The organism is Pseudomonas sp. TH07, assembly GCF_016651285.1.
Lineage (GTDB): Bacteria > Pseudomonadota > Gammaproteobacteria > Pseudomonadales > Pseudomonadaceae > Aquipseudomonas.
This window is the reverse complement of record NZ_JAEKED010000001.1, coordinates 3215981-3233072: the sequence shown is the minus strand read 5'-3', so window position 1 is coordinate 3233072 and position 17092 is coordinate 3215981. Positions and strand designations below refer to the sequence as shown.

The following is a 17092-nucleotide window of genomic DNA, read 5'->3' as shown; positions in this document are numbered from 1 at the left end:
ACGCTGGGCGGCGTCAGTCGAAACAGCAGGGCTGACACTGTTTAAGACCGTAAAAATTCGACCCGGTGCCCAGTGGCTCCAGGTCTCCGACAAGTGGATTTGCGCTGCGCAGAAGGGCCTGGGGCCCGCCAATAAATGACGCAGTTATTTCCGGGCAGTGCCACTAGAATGCGTGCACCGGTCATCGCCAACGGAATCGTCATGCCGCTCCGCTCGCCGCTGTATTCACAACGCTCGTTGATCATCACGCTGATTGTCTTGCTCGGGTGCGGTTTCCTCGCCACATCCTTCTTGAGCTATTACGCCTCGCGCACCTCAATCCGCGACAACATCGTCAATACCGAGCTGCCGCTGACGTCCGACACCGTGTACTCGGAGATTCAGAAAGACCTGGTACGGCCAATCCTGATTTCCTCGATGATGGCACGCGACACCTTCATGCGGGACTGGGTGGTGGCCGGCGAACATGACCCGGGGCAGATGACCCGCTACCTCAACGAGGTCATGACCCACTACGGCGCCTATACCGCGTTCTTCGTGTCCAACAGCACCCTGACCTATTACCAGGCCAAGGGCGTGCTGAAGAAGATCAAGACCGACGAACCCCGCGACGCCTGGTACTTTCGCGTGCGTGATATGACGACCCCGTACGAGATCAACGTCGACCCGGACCTGGCCAATCAGGACAGTCTGACCTTCTTCATCAATTACAAGGTCCACGACTACCAGGACAACTTCATCGGCGCGGCCGGCGTCGGCCTGACCGTCGACGCGGTGATCAAGCTCATCGACAAGTACCAGCAGCGCTATCAGCGCAGTGTGTATTTCGTCGACACCTTTGGCCGCATTGTCCTGACCGGGGCTGACGGCGGCCCTCAAGGGGCCCGGGCCGGGCAGTCGCTGCACGACCTGGAAAGCATGAAAGAACTGCAGGCCAAGCTGCCCAAACCCCACAGTGGCAGCTACGAATACCTGGCCCAGGGCCAGGGTCACTTTCTCAATGTGCGGTTTATTCCCGAGCTGAACTGGTACTTGTTCGTCGACAAGCGCGAGGACGGCGCCCTCAGCGAAATCCGCCAGTCGCTTTACCTCAACCTGCTGATCTGCCTGCTGGTGACCCTGGTGGTGGCAGCCCTGCTGAGCCGGGTCGTCGGTCGCTACCAGCGTCGGATCGAAACCCAGGCCACCCTCGACAGCCTGACCGGCCTGCCGAACCGGCGCGGCTTCGACCTGCTGGCGGCCCAGGCCATCCAGGAAGCCCAGCGCGAGCCCAAGCCGCTGAGCGCGCTGCTGCTGGACCTGGACCGCTTCAAGCACCTCAACGACAACTACGGGCACATGGCCGGCGATCAGGTCCTGCGCGGTTTCGCCCGGGACCTGGAGAGCTGCCTGCGTCAATCCGATATCATCTGCCGCTGGGGTGGTGAAGAGTTCATCGTGTTGCTCAAGGACACCGACAGCGAGACCGCCCTGAAAATCGCCGAGAAGATCCGCCTGCTGATCGAACAGCGGCGCTATACCTATGAACACCATGAGTTGCAGCTGACGGTCAGCATCGGCCTGACCACCCTGCACACCGACGACACACTGCATGGCCTGCTGTCGCGCGCCGACCAGGCGATGTACCGGGCCAAACACACTGGCCGCAACCGAACCTGCGTGGAAATGCCTGACCCCAACCATGAATAAACCAGAACTCTGCCCGGCCTGCGGCGCACGCAACGACTGCAGCCTGGCCGACCCACGCAGCGCGACCAAGGCCTGCTGGTGCTACGGCGTCAGCATCGACCCGGCGGTGCTCCAGGCCCTGCCGCCGGAGCTGCGCAATCTGTCCTGCCTGTGCCCGCGCTGTGCCCAGGTCGAAGCCCAGTTGCAAGCAGCCGCCCGGCCTATCGAGTAAAATGCCCGCCCCTTGCCGACCTGCACCTGTCCATGCGCCTTGATCGATTCCTCAGTAACCTGCCGCGCTTCAACCGCCAACAGGTACGCCTGCTGCTGGTGCAAAAACGCATCAGGATCGACGGGCTGACGGTCAGCGATCCCCATGCACAGGTGCGAGAGTTCAGCCGCGTGGAACTGGATGACGAGTTGCTCCAGGCCGGGACCCCACCGCGCTATTTCATGCTGCACAAACCTGCGGGCTGCGTCAGTGCCACCCGCGATCCGGAGCACCGTACCGTGCTCGATCTGCTGGATGAACCGGACAAGGAACACCTGCACATCGCCGGGCGCCTGGACTACAACACCACGGGGTTGTTGCTGATCACCAACGACGGCAGCTGGTCCCGCCGCCTGACCCAGCCGCAGACCAAACTGCCAAAGGTCTATTACGTCGAGACCGAACAGGAACTCGGCCCCGAGTACATCAGCACCTTTGCCCAGGGCCTGTATTTCGCCTTCGAAGACCTCACCACCCAGCCCGCCGAATTGCTGATCCTCGGCCCACGCCGTGCACGCCTGGCGATCGTCGAAGGGCGCTATCACCAGGTCAAGCGCATGTTCGGCCACTTCAACAACAAAGTCGTGCGCCTGCACCGCGAACGCATGGGGCCGCTGGTTCTGGACGACGCGCTTGCCCCCGGCCAGTACCGGGCGCTGACCGAGGCCGAAATCAACCAGGTCTGAGCACTGCTCCCGGGCCTGAATGACCATTGGGCAGAACGTGTCGAACAATTTACCGGCGGCACTTGCGGGTTCGTCCTCGGCCTGCTTGAATCAGACCGTCGGCCAAAATGTGACCGATGAGTCACCACCATACTTCTAAGAAACCTTTTGCCGGCAGTGAGCCCTCAGGCTCCGCCTTCCCACCGGCAGATGCCCGCCTATAACAACACCCGTCGACCTGCCTTACCGGATCGACATGGGCCCCCCAAGATTCCCAGGCGTATGCCTACCTGTCACAAATCACGTGCAAGCTCTATTGCGCGCATACCCGCTTGCCAGGAGTCTTATGACATGAGGCCAGAAATCGCTGTGCTGGATATACAGGGTCAGTATCGGGTTTACACGGAGTTCTATCGCGCAGACGCCGCAGAAAAGACCATCATTTTGGTCAACGGCTCGATGGCCACTACTGCGTCGTTTGCCCAGACGGTGAAAAACCTGCACCCGCAATTCAATGTGGTGCTCTACGACCAGCCCTATGCCGGTCGCTCCAAGGCCCACAACCGCCATGAAAAAATGCTCACCAAGGAAGCCGAAGGGCAGATCCTGCTGGAGCTGATCGACCACTTTGCCGCCGAGCACGTGATGTCCTTTTCCTGGGGTGGAGCCGCCACCCTGGTGGCCCTGGCGCACCGCCCACGGCGCATCGAAAAGGCCGTGATCAGTTCGTTCTCGCCGGTGATCAACGAACCGATGCGCGACTACCTCGAACGCGGTGTCGATTACCTCGGCAGCCGCGACGGTCATCGGGTCGGGCACCTGGTCAACGACACCATCGGCAAGCACCTGCCATCACTGTTCAAGCGCTTCAACTACCGGCACGTCAGCACCCTGGCCGAACACGAGTACGGGCAGATGCATTTTCATATCAGCCACGTGCTCAACAGCGATCGCCTGTGCTACCTCAAGGCGGCAAAAGCCATCGACGTGCCGGTGCTGTTCATGAACGGCGAGTGGGACGAGTACACCGCGGCCAGTGATGCCAAGCTCTTCGCCAACCACGTGCAGCACTCAAGCTTCAGCACCATCCAGGCCACCGGGCACTTCCTCGACATGGAGCATAAAGCTGCGTGCCGAGACAGCCGCCAGGCACTCATGGGCTTCCTCAAGCCTTCACAGCACGAAAGCCGTGCGCGCTATCACTACGTACAGGACCACCATGCACTGGCGATCTGAAACAGCGTCATCGCAGGCAAGCCCCCACTCCTGAGCCGCTCACCGCCGCCTCAGGAGCCGGCTTGCCCGCGATAGACTGCTCGCTGGCATTTCACGCAAATGCAGGTTCTGCAAAGAAAAACTTCAAATCCGTTGCCACATCTGGTACAAAGTCAGCCGTTCCGAGCGGGTGTCGTATAATGGCATTACTCCAGCTTCCCAAGCTGATAACGAGGGTTCGATTCCCTTCACCCGCTCCACTTCTCTTCTAACTCGCTGCTCCCCTGAAATCTGCCGGGTACAGAGCGAGACCGTCACGCAGCCCTGCTCAGGGTTCATCCACGTGACGCAACACAACCACCACTGCTCTCGAACGCGGCCTGAGTCTTTCGCCTCTCAGTCGCAAGCCATGCACTGCGCACTTAAAACGGCTCGGGGCATTTGAATTGCCACCCATGGATGTTCATATCCGTGATTGCTTCACCGATGGCGGCAACACTCGGGCTAGGGCGTGGGCGCGTCGTTTACTGGCGACGCATAGCAGCAACCCCAAGGGCTGAACCCATCGCTTCAAGAAAACTGATTGCACGTGGAGGGCTGATGAACTGGGGGGTCTGGAGCGACCCGCCGGATTTCGACCATTTTGTGCGCCTGGATCGATTGCTGTCCTGCCATCCACGCGTTGTAATAGCGCTCGCCAAAACGGCCGAGCGACCACGCTAGCCGTCTGATTTCCCCCCACCTCAGGACACGCAATGAACACAGCTCGTCTTTCCATTCAAAACTACGTGCTGGCAAAGGATGGCAATCGTCCGTACCTGCTCAACTCGGCCTTTATGCCCCAGGCCGTACTGGACATGGTGGTGAAAACAGGTTCGATTTCATTCCCGCCCCATGTCGAAGGCCTGGAGGGCATTGCCGAGGTGCTGGTCAGTCGCTTCGGCCAGACGTTCGAGAACGTCTACACCTTCTGCCTGGGCCGCCCGCCCCAGGCCGATGCCGAGACCTTCGACTGCACCTGGCTGGTGGGCATGTCCGACAAGAGCACCGGGCAGGTGCGGGTTGGCTGCGGCCTGTATCAGTGGCGCTTCCACGGGCAATCGAAACGCGTCGAGCACCTGACCATCACCATCGAACACATGGAAACCCTGCCCGCTAGCGACCTGCCGGCCGTGATGGATTGGTTGTCGGACCTCAACTACCCCTGGAGCAACCCGGAAGAACTGGCGCGCTCCGCCCCCAGCCTCGATGCACTGAAGCCGGTGCTCCGGTACGTACTGGATGGCGAGGCCAACTGATAACAGCGCCCGCCATCGGCCTTGAGTCAGCCAGCACCGCGCAGTGAAAAACGCGGCCCTGGCTGATCTGCCCCAACTCCCCGCCTCCTCCAGCGGCTGCACCTGATCCGGTCGGCCGCTTCGCGCCTTGAGCCGCCGTGACCCACGCCCCTGTCCATGGCGCCCGCCATGAAGGATTCGGCAATACAGCCAGCAGCCGTCCCCGCCGGAAGTTGCCTACCCTTGAACTGCCCGCTACAAGGCGCAGTAGTTATGGTGTTGATCATTAATATTTTGTGGGTACAGCAACCACCACTCACACCACAAGGAGGTGCTGTGAACAGTCGGTATCTGATCGGTCAGATCGTTGCGGATGGCGGGTACCTGGTGCGTATTCGAGGCAGCCACCATCACTTCAGGCACCCGAGCAAACCCGGGGTGGTGACGATCCCTCATCCGAAAAAGGACCTGCTGAAAAAAACCGCCATCAGTATTTTGAAACAGGCGCTGCTGATGTGATTCCAGCCAGCAGCGCCTAGGGAGGACCTGACTCATGCTGTACCCGATTGCGATTTCCAGCGGTGATGAGCAACACGCCTGGGGCGTGGAAGTACCGGATATTCCCGGCTGTTTTTCGGCCGGCGATGACCTGGACGATGCCATGGCCATGGCCCGCGAAGCCATCGAAGGCCACTTCGAGATCCTCGCCGAAACCGGCGCCGCCATACCGGTGGCGAACAAGGTCACCCTGCATGCCAGCAACCCGCAGTACGCCGGTTGTACCTGGGCGCTGATCGATATCGATGTACACAAATACCTGGGCAAGGCCCAGAAGCTCAACATCACCCTGCCCGGCTACCTTCTGAACCGCATCGACGACTATGTATTGCATCACCCCGAGGAAAAAAGCCGCTCGGGGTTCCTGGCTTCTGCCGCGCTCAAGGTGTTGCAGCAGGCTTGAGCACTCGGCACGCCGGCGGACCGCCACCGGCACGTGTCGCCGGCGGATACCTCCCGGCGAGCACAACTACGCCCAGGTCGTAACCAGCGCAGGGGCGGGGGCAGAACCTTCTAGGATAAAACCTCGCCTCCTACCGTAGACCTCGCCCATGCGCCCTTCCCTGCTCGCCCCCTTGCTTGTCCTCTCGCTGGCCGCCGGCAGTTGCCTGGCCAGCCCCCGGTTCGATCACCTCTACGCCTTCGGTGACAGCTATTCCGATAACGGTGCCAGCGACCAACTGACCCGGGAGATGCTGGCGCAGCAGGTCAAGGACGCCCAGCGCCTGCCCGGTGATCTGTACTGGAAGGGGCGCTGGAGCAATGGCCCGACCGCTGTGGAAGTGCTGGCCCAGGAGCTTGATCTGGCCCTGAGTGACTTCGCCGTCGGCGGCGCAAAAAGTGGCCACAACAACTACTACGCCTGGATGACGCCCTACCGCGACACCGGTGTTTCCGGGCAGATCGATGCCTACCTGACCAGCGCCAAGGGCGGCAAGGCTGATCCCCTGGCGCTGTACTTCATCTTTATTTCCGCCAACGACTTCTTCGAATACGCCGACTTCGCCCACAAGGAACCTATCGCCGATCTGGCCGCCAGCAGCATCGACAATATCCGCAGTGCCGTCGGCCGCTTGGCCAAGGCCGGGGCCAGGCATTTTATGGTGGTGGGCAGCACCGACCTGAGCCATGGCCCGGCGGTGGTCGCTGGCGGCCAGGCCGAGCAGGCCCGAACCTATCAGCAACTGTTGCAACAACAATTGCCCGGCCGGCTGGTTGCCGATGGCAAGCAATGGGGAGTCGATATCACCTACTTCGACCACATCGCCTTCAGCGACCGTTTACGCCGCAACGCGGCGGCAGAAGGCCTGAGCCAGCTCGATCAACCGTGCCAGCCGACCTACCCGCAAGTGCAAACCGCATGCAGCCGGCCAGATGCCTATTTCTATTGGGATGAATGGCACCCGACCCGCAAGGTCCATGCCCTGGCCGGTAAGGCCATGGCCAAGGCGCTGGGCCAGGCCCAATAAGCGCCCCGGCAGCAGCCCTTAAAAGCCCCGGCCCAGGGGGAAACGATCAGCCCCGCTCCAGGCCAGGAACCGCTCCTGTTGCATCGGCCGGGCGAGAAAATAGCCCTGGGCCTCGTCGCAGCCAAATGAGCGCAACATCTGCAGGCATTTGAAGCTTTCGATGCCTTCGGCCACGGTGCGGTAACCCAGTTCGCGGGCCAGGCTGATCACCGAACGGGTGATTTTCTGGTGCTGCGCGTTGCTTTCGATGTCGGTGACCATGGACTTGTCGAGCTTCACCACATTGGCCGGGATCTGATGCAAATAGGCGAAGTTGCTGTAACCGGAGCCGAAGTCATCGATGGCCACGTCCATGCCCAACTCACGAATCTTGGTCAGTTGCGCCAGCACCCGCGGGTTGGAGCGCAACCAGGCGCCTTCGGTGATTTCCACCTCAAGCCGCTGCGGGTCGATGCCGTGGCGTTCACAGGCATGCCTGAGGACTTCGGCGATGTCCTGGTCTTCAAAGTCCTTGGGCGACAGGTTGATCGACAGCTTGCTGACCTGGGTCAGGCTCCAGCACTGCAACTTGCTCAACACCGCATCGATCACCCAATGGGTGACGCGGTGGATCAGCGCGTTGCGCTCCATCACCGGAATGAACTCGGCCGGCGAGATCAGGCCGAGGCGCGGATGCTCCCAGCGGATCAGCGCCTCGGCACTGACCTGCGCCCCATCAGGCAGGGCAAAGCGCGGCTGGAACATCAGGTAGATCTGGCCCGTTTCCAGGGCTTCGTTGATGTCCGACGCCAGGTTGAATGCCCGGCGATACGCCTGGTCGCGCACCACATCGTAGTGGGCCCAGCACGTGCGGCGCATGTTCGCCAGTTCCAGGGCGAACATGGCCTTGCGCAACGCATCCTGGACCGATGGCGAGTCGATGCCGAACTCCACCGTGCCGGCACAGACACCTGGCACGATCGGCAGATCCAGCTTCGGCGGCCGTCGCCGCAGGCGGCTGACCAGGGCATCGAGAAACTGATCAAGGCTCGCTGTGCCCGCCGGCAGCAGGAAACCGAAGCGCTTGACCGACACGTGATAAATCCGCACGTGGCGCCCCAGGTAATTCTGCAACTGCTGCGCCACGAAACGAACGATGGTCTCGAACGGCGACATGCCCATCGCCAGTGTCAACTCGTGGGCCAGGGCCATGTCCACCGCGTCGATCAGCACCAGCACGCGTTTTTCGCCGGGATGCTGCTCGACCAGGTCCAGCAGGTCACTCTGGAACTGCTCGCGATTAGGAAGGCCGGTCACCGGGTCAAGGCGGCGCAGGCGCTGGCGCAGCTCGATCTGCTCCATCACCATCGAGGCCAGGTCACGCAGCTGCTGACGCTCGGCAGCGTTGAGCTGCTGTGGCGACTTGTCGATCACGCATAAACTGCCAATCGCATGCCCCGAGGACGTCAGCAACGGCGCGCCGGCATAGAAGCGAATGCCCGGCTCCTCGGTGACCAGCGGGTTATTGAAAAAACGCACATCGCGGTAGGCGTTCTCCACCTCGAACACCTCCCGCGCATTCACCGTGTAAGCGCAGAACGACTGTTCGATCGGGGTCTCATCGACCGTGAACCCCACCCGTGACTTGAACCACTGCCGGTCACGGTCCACCAGGGTAATCAGGGCCATGGGCACCTTGAAATACTCGGCGGCCATACGGCAGATCCGATCAAAATTCTCGCAACGGGCAGTGTCCAGCAATTCCAGAGCATAGAGAGCAGCCAGCCGCTGCTCCTCGGCCAGAGCCTTATCGGGCATACAAGCGCTTGGACAGGGATAAGCGGATTTTCACGACAAAAACCTATCTCGCAGGGGTGCCAGGTTGGCACTGGGAAAGGGGAGCAATAGTGTTGCGGTAATGGCATTGCGATACTAGCCGACAGGATGCCGCAGTCACCTAAGCTTGCCAATTCCGTCCGTCGGACCGACGGTCTTTTTCCGCCCCTGGGGCACAGGCCTGAAACACAGGTTCCAGACCCTTCGCCAGAGCCCGGGCCGGCTGAAAAATCCTTGGCGCAACACCGTCAAAACCGGCAACGCCTTGAAAACCGTGCCCTGCATCAAACAAGCCGTATTTCAATCTGGCGCCTGACGCTTATGGAGCAACCAATCACCCGCCTTGCCGAGGCGTTACTCAAGCCCCGGTACGCACGTAAATAAATAGTCGATCTTCAGCAACGCGTCAGCCCGGGAGGTAGACACTGAACGGGCGGGTGTCGATGTCTTCTCCAGCCTGGGAACGGCCTACTATGCATGTGCCATTACTGATCAAGCAGGCCCTGAGCCGAACGGCCTGCCTGCTGCTGATACTCCCCACCCTGGCCCTGGCCAGCCAGCCTGCGGCCCTGAGCGCGGACGATATTGCATGGCTGCGGCGCGACGGTTTCGACCTCGACGCCGCCAACCTCAAACGCTTGCACAGCCTCGGGCGCCAGGGCCTGCTGGAGGCCCAGTTGGCCGACCGGATCAACGACCCGCTGCCGGCCCCGATCAATGATCTGCTGCGCAGCTACCCGGCGTTGACCACCCCGGCGGCGGAGCTGTTGCAAAACTACAAGGAGCGTCAGGAGCAGCTCAAGGCCCTGCCCGATGGCGACGCCAAAATCGCAGCCCGGAAGGCCGACCAGCAGCAGGCCAATGCCCTGGCCGAGCAGGCGCGCGCTGGCGTGCTGCTGCACGCGATCTATGGCCCCAACCAGCTCAAGGAGCAGTTGGTGGTGTTCTGGCTCAACCACTTCAGCGTCTTCCAGGGCAAGGGCCAGGTGCGGATCCTCAGTGCCGATTACGTCGAAAACGCCATTCGCCCCCACGCCCTGGGGCGCTTCCAGGACCTGCTGCTGGCCACCCTGAAAAGCCCGGCCATGCTGCAATACCTCGACAACGCACAAAACGCCAAGGGCAAGGTCAATGAAAACTACGCCCGCGAACTGATGGAGCTGCACACCCTGGGCGTCGGCGCCGGCTACAGCCAGCAGGACGTCCAGCAACTGGCGCTGATTCTTACCGGTGCCGGCCTGACTCCGCTGGACGGTCGGCCGCAAAATTTTCCGCCACGGCTGCAAGCGCTGCTGGTGCAACAAGGCCTGTTTCAATTCAACCCGCGACGCCATGACTTCAGCGACAAGCTGCTGCTGGGACAGCCGGTCAAGGGCCGCGGTTTCGACGAGATTACCCAGGCCGTGGAACTGATCACACGCCAGCCTGCCTGCGCGCGTTTTATCTCCCAGCGCCTGGCCGAATACTTCGTCGCCGACAGCCCACCGCCCGCGTTGGTGGCACGCATGGCCAAGACCTTTGAAGACAGCGACGGCGATATCGCCCAGGTAATGCGCACCCTGTTTCAGGCCCCCGAACTGCTGCACAGTGCCGGTGGCAAGTTCAAGGATCCGCAGCAATTCGTGATCTCCGCCGTACGCCTGGCCTACGACGGCAAACCTCTGGCCAATGCCCGGCCTTTGATCAACTGGCTCAACCAGTTGGGCCAACCGCTGTTCGGTCGGGTCACGCCCGATGGCTGGCCGCTGGTGGCCAGCGCCTGGTCGAGTTCCGGGCAGATGTCCAAGCGCTTCGAGATCGCCCGCGCCATCGGCCGAGGCGACAACAAGTTGTTCACCGCCGAAGGCAGCACAGTCGCCGGGCCCGGTTTCCCGCTGATCACCACCCCGTTGTTCTACGAGGCGATGGCGCCGCGCCTTTCCCGGGCAACCCGCGATGCCCTGGACAAGGCCGTCTCGCCGCAGGAATGGAACACCTTCCTGCTGTCCTCGCCCGACTTCAACAATCGTTGACTGCCAGCCGATCAGACCTGATCAGGAGCCGCCATGAACCGTCGAGAATTGCTGCTGGCCGCTATCGCCAGCGCCGCCCTGCCAAGCCTGTCGTTTTCCGCCCGATTATTTGCCGCTCCCGCCAGCACGCCACGCCTGCTGGTGGTGTTTCTCCGGGGTGGCTACGACTGCAACAACCTGCTGGTGCCTTACGCCAGCGACTTTTATTACGAGTCTCGGCCCAGCCTGGCGATTGCCCGCCCGGACCCCGCCAACCCCGACAGCGCCATTGCCCTGGACGGCCACTGGGGCCTGAACCCGGTGCTGCGCGACTCGCTCTACCCACTGTGGCAACGCAAGCAATTAGCCTTCGTGCCCTTTGCCGGCACCGACGATATGTCCCGCAGCCATTTCGAAACCCAGGACAACATCGAATCCGGCGAACCGACCCGGCAACGCGGGGGCTACGACTCGGGTTTTCTCGGCCGCCTGGCACGACTGATGCCGGACAGCGCGCCCATCGCCTTCACCGATGCAATGCCCCTGAGTTTCCAGGGCGCCAGGGACATTCCCAACCTGTCACTGCGCGGCGTGTCGAAGCCGGCCTTTGACGATCGCCAGGCGGCGATTCTTTCGGCCATGTACAAAGACACGCCTTATGCCGCTTCGGCCGCCGATGGCCTGGAACTGAGGCAGAAAGTCTCCCGGGAGTTACAGGCCGAGATGCTCGCGGCCAATCGCGGCGCGGCCAATGCCCAGGACTTCGCCACCCAGACCCGGCGCATGGCCAGCCTGATGCGCGATCAATACCGATTGGGTTTCGTCGATGTCGGCGGCTGGGACACCCACGTCAACCAGGGCAGTACCCGGGGCCCGCTGGCCAGCAACCTGGCCAACCTCGGCCAGGGCCTGGCAGCTTTTGCCGACGCCCTCGGGCCGCACTGGCAGCAGACCACGGTGGTGGTGGTTTCCGAGTTTGGGCGGACCTTCCGCGAAAACGGCGCCAAGGGCACTGATCACGGGCACGGCACGGTGTACTGGGTGCTCGGCGGGCATGTGCGTGGTGGGCGGATCGCCGGTGAGCAAGTCGCGGTCAACCCGCAAAGCCTCCTGCAAAACCGCGATTACCCAGTGCTCAACAACTACCGCGACCTGCTCGGCGGCGTGCTGGCGGGGACCTGGGGGCTGTCTGCGGCCCAGGTGCAAACGGTATTCCCGGGAGCCCGGCCCAACGCCCTGCAACTGGTCTGAGGCGAGCCTGTCGCCCGGTGCGCAGGCACAAAAAAAGCGATCCCGGGATCGCCTTTTTTGCTCACGCCCAACCTGGGCTCAGTTGACCCAGGCCCCGACCCGCAGATGCCAGCCATCGTTGCGCTGTTCCCAATGCGGGTGCACATAGCGATAGCCGGCGCGTACCGGTTCCCAGTGACCATGCACGGCGACGTAGCGCCGACCGTCCCAATGCCAGTAGCCGCGCGACCAGACGTAACCCGAGCGGCCCATGGGCTCGACCTCGACGACGCGCTCCGGCGGCGGCTGTGGCGCCACCACTTCGACGTACTGGGTCGGCGGCGGACGCTCGACCACCCGCCGCTCATGCACTACCCGTTCCTGGACACACCCGGAGGCCATCACGACCACCGCCAGCAAAGCTGCGTAACGTAACACCATGCTGCCTCCTCGGCGCCAATGGCCAAGACTTCTGTGTAACAACGCCCCCTTGTTTCCACCCTGCTCCTGCCGGGTATAAATCTTGTAACAGCTGCGAACTGTCTGATTGCTGAACCTGATGCCGACAGACACCCCGGCCGCTGAAAGTGAGGCGCACGGACAGGTGCATCCGATCAGCGGCCAAACACCCCCGCGCAGACACTTGGTAACGAACTCGCCGCTTCCAGCCATTTAAAATTGGCATAATTTTTGCTATGGTCCGCCATCGCAATTCAGCCACGGCGCGCTCGCCCGAGAGAACGCCCTTCCAGGTGCGGCCAGCTTGATGCCGCATCTGATACCGCTGCCTGATTGAGTGCCTCTCCCTGCCAACCGCTCGACCCAACATCGACGAGGCAGGGGTACAAACCGGGTGGGCCCTCCCAGGCAGGAGCACTGATGAGGTGATCCGATCAATATGAGCAGTACCGCACACATCTATAGCGCTGGATGGATCCTGGTGTTTCTGGCGGGGTTCCTGTCCCTGGCCATTCAGGTTTACCTGGCCTGCTTCAAGCTCGACGAAATGCTCGCCCACCTCAGCCGCTGCCGCGCGGTGCTGGTGCGCAAACCACTTCTGGGCAACGACCCCCTCAGCCGTTATTTCATGCTGACCTGCATTGGCAGCCTGTTCGCCCTGCCCCACACCTTCCTGCGCAATGGCGGCCTCAACGTCAAGGACTACAAGCGCTTCCCGCTGGGGCTCAAGTACCTGATCACCAGCTTTCAACTGCTGGCAGTGATCGCCGGCCTGACCTGGCTGGCTCTGTGGCGCATGGGCCATTACCTGGTGCCCTGATCCCCCACCAAAGGCACGTTGATGGACCTGGATCGAGCGCCAGCCACGCGCCACTGGTTGGCCAAGAGTGCGCAGAATCATTTACAGATTCATGGCTGGCACTGATCAGATTCGTCTGATTGTTTGGCCCCTAAGTGCAGATGAGAATCGCTTCCAAATAAATGGAGGCACTCTGAATGTCCAAGCAAACCCGCTCGCAAACCTGGCGCCTGTGGTCCACCTCGTTGGGGCTGATGGCCGCCAGCCAGGTCGGTGTCGCAGCCGAAGCCAACGAATCGATCTCAGGCAAGAAACGCTCCTCGCCGGCACTGACCCTGGAGGCGACCGATGTGGTCGGCGAGCACCGTGAAGGCTACAAGCGCGATAGCGCCAGCTCGCCGAAATTCACCGCGCCACTGCGTGAGACCCCCAGGTCGATCACCATCATTACCGAAAGCCTGATGCAGGATCGTGCCGTGACGTCCCTGGCCGACGCCCTTCGCACCACACCGGGCATTACCTTCGGCGCCGGCGAGGGCGGTACACCACTGGGGGACCGCCCCTTCATTCGAGGTTATGAGGCCAGCACCGACATCATGATCGACGGCATTCGTGACGTCGGCCGCATGACCCACGAAGTCTTCAATATCGAGCAGGTCGAGATCCTCAAGGGCCCGGGCTCGGCCTACTCCGGACGCGGCTCGACCGGCGGCAGCATCAACCTGGTAAGCAAGACCGCCCAGCAGGAAGACTTCATCGCCGGCAGCCTCAAGCTCGGCACCGACCAACTGCGCCGCAGCACCCTCGACATCAACCAATACCTGCCTGAGCAGAACATGGCGCTGCGCCTGAACGCGATGAAGCACGAAGCCGACACCCCGGGCCGCGACCATGTCGAAGTCAGCCGCTGGGGCATCGCCCCCACCTTCTCCTTCGGCCTCAATACCGACACCCGCGGCACCCTCAGCTACTACCACATGCAGAGCGATGACATGCCCGACCTGGGCCACCCGTTTTCGCCAAGCCGCAACAAGCCGGCCAAGGTCGACCGCGACAACTTCTACGGTTTCACCGGCCGCGATTTCCGCAAGACCTCAAGCGACCAGGGCAGCCTGCAACTGGAGCACGATTTCAACGAACACCTGACCCTGCGCAACACCACCCGTGGCGGGCGCGGCATGCAGGACTACATCATGACCCGGCCCTTTATCGACACCCCGGCCCAGGAACAAAGCAACCAGGTGATGCTTGCCTCCCGCGCGCGCAATGTAGTCAACACCTCACTGATCAACCAGACCGATGTCTTCGGCAAGTTCCAGACCGGTGCCATCGGCCATAGCTACAGCGCCGGGGTCGAGTTCTCCCGCGAGCGTATCGACAACATGGCGCGCTATGGCTCGGTGCGCAACCCGGACAAAGGCAACCTTGCAGACCCCGACACGCATGCCCGCTATACCCCGGTGCCGGCCGGCGACGGCAGCCATACGGTGGTCAAGCACAACAACCGCGCACTCTATGCCATGGACACCCTGGCCCTGCACGAGCAGTGGGACCTGAACCTGGGGCTGCGCTACGACAACTACCACGCGCGTAATGCCACACAGAGCAACCGCGCCAACCTGTGGAGTTATCAGGCCGGCCTGGTGTTCAAGCCGGTGCACTACGCCAGCATCTACCTGAGCTACGGCACCTCGTTCAACCCGTCCGGGGAAACCGCCGGGCAATCTGGCGGTGCCGACGGTCCTGCCGGGGGTGGTTTGAAAGCCCAGAACCTGGATCCGGAAAAAAGCCGCAGCCTGGAACTGGGAACCAAGTGGGACCTGCTCGACGAAAAACTGTCGCTGACCGCCGCCGTGTTCAAGACCGAGAAAACCAACGCCCGCTCCTACGACCCAGTCACCGGTGAAGTGGCCCTGACCGGCAATAACGAGGTGCAAGGCTTTGAAGTCGGCGCTACCGGGCACCTGAGCGAGCGCTGGGAAGTGATGGCCGGCTACACCTACCTCGACGCAAAAACCACCCGATACGCTGATTCCACGGCGAACTTCGACGGCAACCGCTCCAAGTTCATCGCCCCCAACAGCGCCAGCCTGTGGAGTACCTACATGCTCACCGAGCGCTGGAAGGTCGGCGGCGGCGCCACCTACATGGACAAGCGTTATGTGGACGACGCCAACCTCAAGAGCCTGGATGCCTACTGGCGTTACGACGCCATGGTCGCGTACCGGGTGAACAAAAACCTCGACCTGCAATTCAACGTGCTGAACCTGACCGACGAAACCCTCTACGACGCCTCCCACGTCGGCATCTTCGCCACCGTGGCACCCGGTCGTTCGGCGGAAATGACCGCTAACCTGCGGTTCTGAAACCCCACTGTTGCCTCGCAACCTGTAGCCGCTGCCGCAGGTTCGGGCGGCGTTCGGACGCTGGCCCTGATAAGCGATATAAATCTTCCGGTTTACCGGCGTCTGTTAGGGACAGCGCAGCCTCTCGGTGCTCGGCAGCGGCTACGGGCGATCTTTGCGCTACCCCAGCAACGCCTGAATATCCCGATACAACGCCTGCGGAATCTGCACCCCGTGTCGCTCGCTTCGCTCCCGCGCCTCGAAGCGCCGTTGCGAAGGCAGGCGCGCGCCTTGCCCGGTGATCGCCTGGAACAACCCTTCGGCACGGGCCAGGCCCTGCTCGTAATCCGCCCCCAGAAACACCTTGGGATCGAACGCCAGGATCAACTCGCCATGGCAAGGCGCAGCGCCGACGCCTTCGTCGAACGCCATGGACTCGGCGCTGGTGAGGTCGCCGATCAGTGCCCCGGCCAGCAACTCGATCATCGCTGCCAAGGCTGAGCCCTTGTGCCCGCCGAAAGTCTGCATGGCCCCCTGCAACGCTGCCTTGGCATCAGTGGTGGGCTGGCCCTGGGCGTCTATGGCCCAGTGCTCGGGGATGGGCTTGCCCTGGCGGGCGTGGAGTTCGATATCACCGCGGGCAATGGCGCTGGTGGCAAAGTCGAACACAAACGGATTGCCGCCCGGTCGCGGCCAGGCGAAGGCCAGGGGGTTGGTGCCGAACACCGGCTGCTTGCCGCCCGCCGGGGCCACCCAACTGTGGCTGGGGTTCATCGCCAGCCCCACGAGCCCGGTGGCGGCAACGGCCTCGACTTCTGGCCACAAGGCCGAAAAGTGAAAACAGCGCTTGATCACCATCGCCGCAATACCCTGGCTGCGGGCCTTTTCGGCCAGCAAGGGCACGCCGGTCTTGAAACTCAGCAGCGAATAGCCGTAATGCGCATCCACCTCCAGCACCCCGGCGCTGATGTGGCGCACGCTGGGTTCGGCCTGGGGGTCGACCTTGCCTTCGCGCACCGAACGCACGCAGCCGAGCAAGCGGTAGACGCCATGGGAGTGGCACTCATCGCGCTGGCCCTGGGTCACCACCTCGGCAATCGCCTGCGCGTGGGCCTCCGACAGCCCGTGGCGGGCCAGCACCTGCAGCGACAGGGCGTGGACTTGATCCAATGACAAGGTGATGTGTTCAGACATGGCAGGGCCTCATGACCTGGGAACGGTGGTCCCGGCCTAGGGACCAGGGCGCCGTGATGAGCGGGGCTCGCGTGAGCCGGCGAATGCAGCAAAAGACACAGGGTCGCCGTTTCCCCCAGAACGGGCTTGAGCCTTT

At 62.4% G+C, this 17092-nt stretch carries 15 protein-coding genes and 1 tRNA gene; 13 read left to right on the top strand and 3 right to left on the bottom strand.

Going from position 1 to position 17092, the window contains the following annotated elements; translation table 11 throughout:
* Nucleotides 1-201: 201 nt before the first annotated feature.
* The 9 genes from JFU57_RS15070 to JFU57_RS15030 all read left to right on the top strand — a co-directional run bounded on the left by JFU57_RS15070 (nucleotide 202) and on the right by JFU57_RS15030 (nucleotide 7123).
* Nucleotides 202-1689 (top strand): sensor domain-containing diguanylate cyclase, encoded by a 1488-nt coding sequence (locus tag JFU57_RS15070; protein WP_078473252.1) that lies wholly within the window; start codon nucleotides 202-204, stop codon nucleotides 1687-1689.
* Nucleotides 1682-1900, top strand: coding sequence for a cysteine-rich CWC family protein (locus tag JFU57_RS15065; protein WP_020300453.1), 219 nt, complete (start codon nucleotides 1682-1684; stop codon nucleotides 1898-1900). Before JFU57_RS15070 ends, JFU57_RS15065 begins: the two co-directional genes overlap by 8 nt.
* Before the next feature lie 32 nt (nucleotides 1901-1932).
* The gene (locus tag JFU57_RS15060; protein WP_201129864.1) at nucleotides 1933-2625 is read left to right on the top strand and encodes a pseudouridine synthase; all 693 of its coding nucleotides are present in this window, start codon (nucleotides 1933-1935) and stop codon (nucleotides 2623-2625) included.
* Between the two features lie 330 nt (nucleotides 2626-2955).
* Entirely contained in the window at nucleotides 2956-3840 is an 885-nt protein-coding gene (locus tag JFU57_RS15055; RefSeq protein ID WP_078473168.1) for an alpha/beta fold hydrolase, read from the top strand.
* A gap of 165 nt (nucleotides 3841-4005) precedes the next feature.
* Nucleotides 4006-4079: transfer RNA gene (locus JFU57_RS15050), tRNA-Gly, on the top strand.
* A 495-nt stretch (nucleotides 4080-4574) separates the two neighbouring features.
* Complete coding sequence (locus JFU57_RS15045; protein WP_201129862.1) at nucleotides 4575-5117, top strand: hypothetical protein; 543 nt, start codon at nucleotides 4575-4577, stop codon at nucleotides 5115-5117.
* A 315-nt stretch (nucleotides 5118-5432) separates the two neighbouring features.
* Nucleotides 5433-5615 carry a type II toxin-antitoxin system HicA family toxin gene (locus JFU57_RS15040; RefSeq protein WP_078473166.1) on the top strand — a complete coding sequence of 61 codons (183 nt, stop codon included), beginning with the start codon at nucleotides 5433-5435 and terminating at the stop codon, nucleotides 5613-5615.
* 34 nt (nucleotides 5616-5649) lie between these two features.
* Entirely contained in the window at nucleotides 5650-6057 is a 408-nt protein-coding gene (locus tag JFU57_RS15035; RefSeq protein WP_020300448.1) for a type II toxin-antitoxin system HicB family antitoxin, read from the top strand.
* A 148-nt stretch (nucleotides 6058-6205) separates the two neighbouring features.
* On the top strand, nucleotides 6206-7123 hold the full coding sequence (locus JFU57_RS15030) for an SGNH/GDSL hydrolase family protein (protein ID WP_201129860.1): 918 nt from the start codon (nucleotides 6206-6208) through the stop codon (nucleotides 7121-7123).
* Between the two features lie 18 nt (nucleotides 7124-7141).
* Here JFU57_RS15030 and JFU57_RS15025 read toward each other — a convergent pair whose 3' ends face one another.
* Complete coding sequence (locus JFU57_RS15025) at nucleotides 7142-8920, bottom strand: sensor domain-containing phosphodiesterase (protein ID WP_201129858.1); 1779 nt, start codon at nucleotides 8918-8920, stop codon at nucleotides 7142-7144.
* A gap of 491 nt (nucleotides 8921-9411) precedes the next feature.
* Here JFU57_RS15025 and JFU57_RS15020 point away from each other — a divergent pair, with 491 nt between their 5' ends.
* Together JFU57_RS15020 and JFU57_RS15015 are read left to right on the top strand one after the other, a co-directional pair.
* Complete coding sequence (locus JFU57_RS15020) at nucleotides 9412-10950, top strand: DUF1800 domain-containing protein (RefSeq protein ID WP_201129857.1); 1539 nt, start codon at nucleotides 9412-9414, stop codon at nucleotides 10948-10950.
* 33 nt (nucleotides 10951-10983) lie between these two features.
* A complete protein-coding gene (locus tag JFU57_RS15015; RefSeq protein ID WP_201129856.1) occupies nucleotides 10984-12180 on the top strand; it encodes a DUF1501 domain-containing protein in 1197 nt (398 codons plus the stop codon).
* 78 nt (nucleotides 12181-12258) lie between these two features.
* On the opposite strand, the gene JFU57_RS15010 is transcribed toward JFU57_RS15015, so the two are convergent.
* On the bottom strand, nucleotides 12259-12600 hold the full coding sequence (locus JFU57_RS15010; RefSeq protein ID WP_201129855.1) for a YXWGXW repeat-containing protein: 342 nt from the start codon (nucleotides 12598-12600) through the stop codon (nucleotides 12259-12261).
* 457 nt (nucleotides 12601-13057) lie between these two features.
* Here JFU57_RS15010 and JFU57_RS15005 point away from each other — a divergent pair, with 457 nt between their 5' ends.
* Nucleotides 13058-13438: a hypothetical protein gene (locus JFU57_RS15005; RefSeq protein ID WP_078473160.1), complete on the top strand. Its 381-nt coding sequence runs from the start codon at nucleotides 13058-13060 to the stop codon at nucleotides 13436-13438.
* Nucleotides 13439-13614: 176 nt separating this feature from the next.
* Entirely contained in the window at nucleotides 13615-15783 is a 2169-nt protein-coding gene (locus JFU57_RS15000) for a TonB-dependent receptor (RefSeq protein ID WP_201129854.1), read from the top strand.
* A 159-nt stretch (nucleotides 15784-15942) separates the two neighbouring features.
* On the opposite strand, the gene JFU57_RS14995 is transcribed toward JFU57_RS15000, so the two are convergent.
* Entirely contained in the window at nucleotides 15943-16956 is a 1014-nt protein-coding gene (locus tag JFU57_RS14995) for an Ldh family oxidoreductase (RefSeq protein ID WP_201129853.1), read from the bottom strand.
* Nucleotides 16957-17092 lie beyond the last annotated feature (136 nt).